Raw genomic sequence first — 5,374 nt, forward strand, 5'->3', positions numbered from 1 at the left:
CCAGTTCTCAGGATATTTTGCATCAAACACTGCTACCTCGTTGCTCATAAAAACCTCATTATGCTACTAGTGTTGTCAAGTTAGCATAGTTATTATGCTAACTGTTATTTTTATCTAGCATAATGTAGGACAAAACTAGCATTAAAGTAGGACAAAACTAGCATTAAGTGGGACAAAACTAGCATTAAGTGGGACAAAACTAGCATAATGAAGTCTGTAAGACTTTTATAGTAAGGCTTACAGCGTGTCTAAAAGTATTTAAAAGTATTTAAAAGTAAAAAATATATTTTTGTTTTAATTAACTATAAAAAAGCAAAAGAAAGGCCATTAATGCTAGCGTCTAAACTTCATAGTATGAGATTGAACTGATTGTTTAGTAGCACTCAAACCGCTGTCTATAGCCTTCTGTTGATCGGTAGACAGCTCGTTGCCATAACTGGTCGTAAAGCTATCTAAGGACTGTTGTAGAGCCTCTGAGTGCCTTTGACGCTTATCAGCTTCTCGGATACTACTTAGACCAATCATTCCATGCTTAAATTGCTGACAAGTCCGATTAATCGTATCGGCTCGATGCCTGATTGCTAAGGTCTTATTCTGATCTGCTGTTGCCTCGTTGTTGATGTAGTTATCCAATGCGTTGATATAACTAGGTGCTGACAAGCTTTCAGCAGTCATTCTGCTGACTTGTCCAACATCACCTAAAGTATATTTTTTCTTATCATCAATAGTTTTACGCTGCTCATCTAGGTTTTTGATGAAGGTGTCATAGTGTGTTTTGATAGCATCGTACTGGTCACGCTCTGCCTTCGGGTCACGTAGTAAGTCCATGATCGGCTTGTTCTCTGTGAAGAAGGGAGAATTAAACGTATCGCTTAGTCTTCTAATATAATCACGATGGTCTTCGCCACTGGCTTTATTTAACGTAAATTTCTCAGCAAAAGCATCAAGTAAGTCGCTTTGACGATAGTCATACTTGTTGGGGTAGTCGTCTGAGCTTTCGCGCCAACCAGGTCTAAGTCTATTATCTTCTTTATGACGATCTAATAATTTCTGTGCATAGCCCAGTCTTATACGTCTAAGTTGTTTATTAACACTCTCAATTCTTCCACTGTAGTATTTCGTTCTTCTATCGTAGCTTGTTGCTGCTGTATCAAATCGTTCTTGTTCTTCAGCAAGTTTAATAGCTCTTGCTCGTCGTGCGTTGTCATCGAAGGGACTGGGGCTGATTGAGGCTGTTGTTCTAGTGTGTTTTGCAATGAGGCTATCAACTTGTCTTTCTTGTTCAGCAATTTTTGTTGCTGGCTGTTCGCTTCGGCTAATGATCTGCTCGATTTGTTCAGTTCGTTCAATTGCCCACCCAGCGTATCTTGAGTTTTTTTCAGCGAAGCTTCTGATTTCGGTATCTGCTCCAACTGCTCTTTCAGCGTCTTGTTTTCCGCTATCAAGCTGTCGTTTAGTTCTCTCAATTCGGTGTTGTGCTCGAACATGTCCGCTATTGATTGAGTCAATCCATCGTTTACTGTCATCAATTCTTGGTTCTGCTTTAAAAGCAAGGCGGTCTGCTGCAAGCCTAATTTGGTTGTGGTTGTATCTGCTGACTGACTCATTATGTATTCCTATTTCTGTTTGTATGCCCATACGCTCTAAGATACTCGCGTCTTTTCCTAGGTGTTGGGTCGGTTTGAATGTGAGCCCTAGATCCTTATAACTCTTATGAGAAACAGGCTGGACGCCTTTCTGTGCCAGTCGTTCATTAAGAATATCTGCCCATTGTTTACGGGTGTTTTTGAGCCATTCGCTGTTTGAGCATAATCCGCGCCCCTGCTGGATTTTTTCGCCTGTCTCAGGATCGACTTTGCCAATGAGTTCTTTTGGTACGACTGGGCGCGTACGCTCATCGTTAGAAACTTCACTGTCTGATTTTTTGCCGAGCGATAGCTTGTTATCTCTCGATAGGTCTAGCTTTCGGGTCAGTAGCAGTATGTGGGCGTGAATGTTTCGCGGATCAGGGGCAGCCATATTTTTGCCCTCCGCTGCTGCCTTGGTGTTTGCCATGTCGTCACCGGCGGTAGGATCATGGACAAAAACCATGCTGAGAACGCCTTGTTCCTCGCTCTGCTGCTGAGCAAATTGCTCAAACAGCTCTATATTTTCAGCGCGTGTCAGCTCAGGCACACCGCACAATACCCATTCACGCGCAAGACGCGCACTGTTTTTCATCTTGCCGCGCTTGGTGGTTTCTCCAATCTCAACCAAATCAGCGATACTCTGAAAGTCCAATTCGATACCACGCGCTGCCAACTGCTCACGCAACTGGTTAGGCAGAATTATTTCACTGTGAACCACATCGGTTTTTTTGGTGTAATCGTAAGATCTAGCATCGGGATTCAGTTTGTTGTTATCGGTCAATTTTATACCGGCACGATATGAGATTGCCGCCGCTAAATTATGCCCTTGTCCACGACTGATCGATTTGGTTTCGGCTCTGAATATCGCCATTTTTACACCTCGGGTTTTTGGGGTTTGGGGTTTCCCCAACGCGGTTTGAGACAATCACATATTAGCACGAAGTAGGCTAATATGTGATTTCTCGAAACTGCGCTCTTAGTCAGAGGGACTTAACCATCTGCTAGTCTTAAAAACAGATTAAGTAATTCGTTTTTAAGACTAGTAGATGGTTAGATGTTTGTATATTACTTTTTATCGCCAAATAACTTTTCTGATAAGCTGCAACGAGTTAGCGGACGCAGTGGAGAAAAAGGCATTACAGCAACGAGTCGAGGTATTAGAGAGGGCTAGGGTTACTCTAGAACGAGTAGTTGTAGTTGTTATTAGTGAGCATAGATGCTTTGAGCCGGAAAGTAGAATTCACAGACTTGCTCTTTACAAGCGATGGCTGGAGTTGCATCCCGGTTTTTATCATGTGAGCGGTATATGTAGACATCAGCCGCAGGGTTGAATCGGTCGTTCTGTACACCGTCTATAGATTTGGTATAGGTCTTACCACCATGCCGGTACACTAAGGCATACGCCTGTTTTTCGTTATGGTTAACAAGCGCCAATATCCCCTCTGGTCCATTGGCAGTTTCCCAAACTTCTTTCAGTTCATTACGTGGGAAACGAATAAACGTGTAACCTAGTGCGTCACGGTCAGCACCGTAGCGTACCTCCTTAGCTGCTACTGTAGTTGTAGTTGCAGCCATAACCAAAGACAATGCTGTAACAGTTAATAAAGATTTAATAAATTTCATGATGTTTCCTTTTAATGGTTGGGTTGTTATTCACTCTAATGGTACGTACCTAAAGATACTTAGAAATAGGCGACATAAGAGGGTAGGACTATCGTCCTACCCAAGTACTAACAACTGATAAACGTTTACATTTGTTAACTTAGCAGTTACATTAACTCGGTTTATGGAACATGTAATGATTAAACCGAATCTGGGCTAATTATTAAACTAAAAATTAAGAAAATAACAAAAGAGATAGCTGTAATGAGTAATTCGCAATCGAAAGTATTATCAGTTTGTGCATGGTTTTTTGGAATAACCTTTCTACTTGCAGGATTTGGCATATTATTAAATGAGGGTGGTTTGTTTTCAGGCTTGTTGATTATGATAGGTAGTTGTTTGTTGTTACCACCTATTAAACGCTTAATTTTAGATAAAAAACCTAATCTAAGTAGAGGTAAAATAACAGCCGCAGGATCCATATTAATATTAATAGGGTGTTTTGCTATTAAAGATACTGGAGAATATAGCGTAGCAGACGCACAACCGTCAGATAATGTTGTAGATAAAGAAACTCTCGTTCTTGAGGCAGAGCCGGAAGATTCAGCTGTAGAAGAAAGTGGTTACGGTGATGAGTATGCTAACGTAAATGATGAGATTGCTAGCGAACAAGGCTATGGTTACGAGGATGAGATTGCTAGTGAACAAGGCTATGAAGAGATTAAACCTGTTGAAAGCAAAAGATCTAAATTACCTAACCCATTTCTAGATTTCGGTGGTTCAATTAACACTGTAGATAACACCCCAGTTATTAGCATTGTTTCAAAGAATAAAGAGATGTTAAATATTTATAATGTTGTCATTAATGATGGTCTCAGTTGTGAAATCTTCAACATCTTTAATGACAAACCGAGCGGTACCATTAACTTTGGTGAAAAATTTGATTTGCTTATCGTTGGTTGCAGTCAAGATCAAGTAATAGAAGTAAAAATCATAACAGATAAAGGTTATGTCACTATGTATTTTGAATAAAATTAAGGTTTATACAATAAAAGAAAATATATTCATGAATTAGACGCTTCTTAAACTATAAGGCGTCTTTTTCAAGACTATTAATCATGCTAAGTACTGGACATACTAAAACATAATTCTCCTTAATTAATCCTTAAGATATTCACGGATAGGGCATTTTTTATTAAAAAACTCAGGTTCTTTTTTGATACGATCAACCATTTCACTAACCCATAAACTAGGATCTTGATTTATAGGGCTTGCTGAAGGTATTAAGTGATTATAGTCACTCTTAAATCGTTCATTACGTGTAATACGTGCCAACTGTGCATCTGATAAGCCATCAATAGTAAACATATCGGCTGTATGTGCGTCACGTTTTGAATCTAGAACCTGTTTAGGCTTGGGTTTATTTTTTACTGTGAACTTAAAGCCAACTACTTGTCTGCCCCTTTTTACGTTTTCATAGCTCAGATTTATATCTGTGTTTTCGTTGATTTCGTTGATTGGAGCATCAACAGCATTATCCTTTAAGTTGTTAATGCGTGAGTATGACTTAGGCGTTCCCAATTCTTTTCTGTAATCATCTAGCGACATAGTAAATCCACCCATTCCTTGATACTTTTTTGCTAGGTGGTATAGGTCAATTGAGTACGTCAGCTTTAAGCTTAAAATATCTTCTTTTAAATATTTCGTATAAGGGTTCAAACTATCAAAAACTTTCAGTAAATGTATTACTTCGTCAGTGAAGTACATCGACACATAGCCATTTGCATATTTTGATCTAATAACCCACTGAACCTCTGTATCATCACCATCTTTATCTTCATAGACGAACGTCCGTTTCATCAGTTTTTTACTAGCAGTTTTCAGCTGTTTGTAGGCTGAATGTGTGTCAATTTCACTTAAGTCAGCAAACTGGGAAGCCGTAACTTCTATAGGTGTCTGCTCAGTTGCTTTACTTAGCCTTACTAACGGACTTGCTAAAATGATGATACGTTTTTCATCAATAGACATCTCTCTAAATGCTTGAGTAATCCTATTTTGCATAACAACCCAGTTCTCAGGATATTTTGCATCAAACACTGCTACCTCGTTGCTCATAAAAACCTCATTATGCTACTAGTGTTGTC

At 39.4% G+C, this 5,374-nt stretch carries 4 protein-coding genes; 1 reads left to right on the forward strand and 3 read right to left on the reverse strand.

Going from position 1 to position 5,374, the window contains the following annotated elements; all coding sequences use genetic code 11:
• Positions 1–333 precede the first annotated feature (333 nt).
• Both JMX82_RS13990 and JMX82_RS13995 read right to left on the reverse strand, forming a co-directional pair.
• On the reverse strand, positions 334–2,499 hold the full coding sequence (locus JMX82_RS13990) for a MobA/MobL family protein (RefSeq protein WP_201540983.1): 2,166 nt from the start codon (positions 2,497–2,499) through the stop codon (positions 334–336).
• Between the two features lie 332 nt (positions 2,500–2,831).
• Positions 2,832–3,251, reverse strand: coding sequence for a hypothetical protein (locus tag JMX82_RS13995; protein WP_201540984.1), 420 nt, complete (start codon positions 3,249–3,251; stop codon positions 2,832–2,834).
• A gap of 243 nt (positions 3,252–3,494) precedes the next feature.
• On the opposite strand from JMX82_RS13995, the gene JMX82_RS14000 reads away from it, so the two are divergent.
• On the forward strand, positions 3,495–4,262 hold the full coding sequence (locus JMX82_RS14000; RefSeq protein ID WP_201540985.1) for a hypothetical protein: 768 nt from the start codon (positions 3,495–3,497) through the stop codon (positions 4,260–4,262).
• A gap of 126 nt (positions 4,263–4,388) precedes the next feature.
• Here JMX82_RS14000 and JMX82_RS14005 read toward each other — a convergent pair whose 3' ends face one another.
• Positions 4,389–5,345: a RepB family plasmid replication initiator protein gene (locus JMX82_RS14005; RefSeq protein ID WP_201540986.1), complete on the reverse strand. Its 957-nt coding sequence runs from the start codon at positions 5,343–5,345 to the stop codon at positions 4,389–4,391.
• Positions 5,346–5,374 lie beyond the last annotated feature (29 nt).

Source organism: Psychrobacter sp. 1044, assembly GCF_904846525.1.
Lineage (GTDB): Bacteria > Pseudomonadota > Gammaproteobacteria > Pseudomonadales > Moraxellaceae > Psychrobacter.